The organism is Marinitoga sp. 1135, assembly GCF_013363245.1.
GTDB classification, from domain to species: Bacteria; Thermotogota; Thermotogae; order Petrotogales; family Petrotogaceae; genus Marinitoga; species Marinitoga piezophila.
Genome location: NZ_LBEZ01000023.1, coordinates 1 through 1198 on the forward strand (window position 1 = coordinate 1; position 1198 = coordinate 1198).

Genomic DNA, 1198 nt, shown 5'->3' on the forward strand with positions numbered 1-1198 from the left:
TTTAGATTTTAAATTGTTTAATAAGAGTATTAAGTTCTTCACTTAAATCTTCAAGTCTATTAGCAACCTTTGTAATCTTTGCAAAGTCTTCGTTCTGTGCTTTTATTTCATTCTTGAAGTTAATTACATCTTCAGCAACGCTTGTAACAGCTTTATTTGCAGTATCTACAGCAGCTGCAATTTCCTCTGTTGATGCTGTTTGCTCTTCTGCTGATGATGCAGTGCTGTCAATCATCATTGAAATACCTTCAATTTCCTGTGTGATACTTTCAAATTGTTCTGCAATTTCAAATACCATCTTGTTTGCTTCATTTATACTTTCAACAACATTTTCTGTTTCTTTATCAACTTCTGAAGCGCTGTTTTGTATTTTTCCAAGTATATTTGCAATTTCTTCTGTGGCTTTTTTACTTTCTTCTGCAAGTTTTCTAATTTCATCAGCAACAACAGCAAATCCTTTTCCTGCTTCTCCAGCTCTTGCTGCTTCAATAGCTGCATTTAATGCAAGGAGGTTTGTCTGTTCTGTAATTGAATTAATTGTCTCAACAATTTCCTGAATATTAGCAGTTTCACTTGCAAGTACCTTAACTGTTTTTGCGTTTTCCTTTGCCTTTTCATTAACGTCAATCATTTTTGTTTTAACTTCTTCAACGTTCTTTGAACCTTCTTTAGCAAGTCCTGAAACCTGAGTTGATCTTTCCATTATTTCCTGAGTTGATCTTGAAACGTTTTGTGCTGCAGCAGCAATTTCTTCAACACCGGCAGTTGTTTCTTCAAGTGAAGAAGAAGCGTCCTGAACCTTGGAGTTAATTTCTTCAATTTCATCGTATATTCTCAAGTTTAATTCATAATTCTTATCAATAGAATTAGAAACTTCTGAAGATGTTTCAATTAATGTTTTTGAAGATTCCTGAACCTTTTCAACAAGTGTTCTTAATGAAGCAATTGTTTGGTTCATAATTTTAGCAAGAACACCCAATTCATTATTTGCATCAACATGAACTTTAACGTTAAGATTACCCTTTCCAACCTCTTCCATTTCTTTTGTCATAATTAAAATAGGTTTTGTAATTGCTTTATTAACAAATACAATACCAATTACAAAAGCACCAATCATTATTACAAGGAATACAACAATTAATACTGAAGTTTCCTTCCATACTGCGTCTGTAATTGCTTTTTTAGGTATTGCTGTGTA

1 protein-coding gene is annotated in these 1198 nt (G+C 32.6%); it reads right to left on the reverse strand.

Translation table 11 applies throughout. From position 1 onward, the window contains the following. Nucleotide 1: 1 nt before the first annotated feature. Nucleotides 2–1198: methyl-accepting chemotaxis protein (locus XO10_RS09575; protein ID WP_175418611.1), on the reverse strand; the 1197-nt coding region annotated here is incomplete at its 5' end.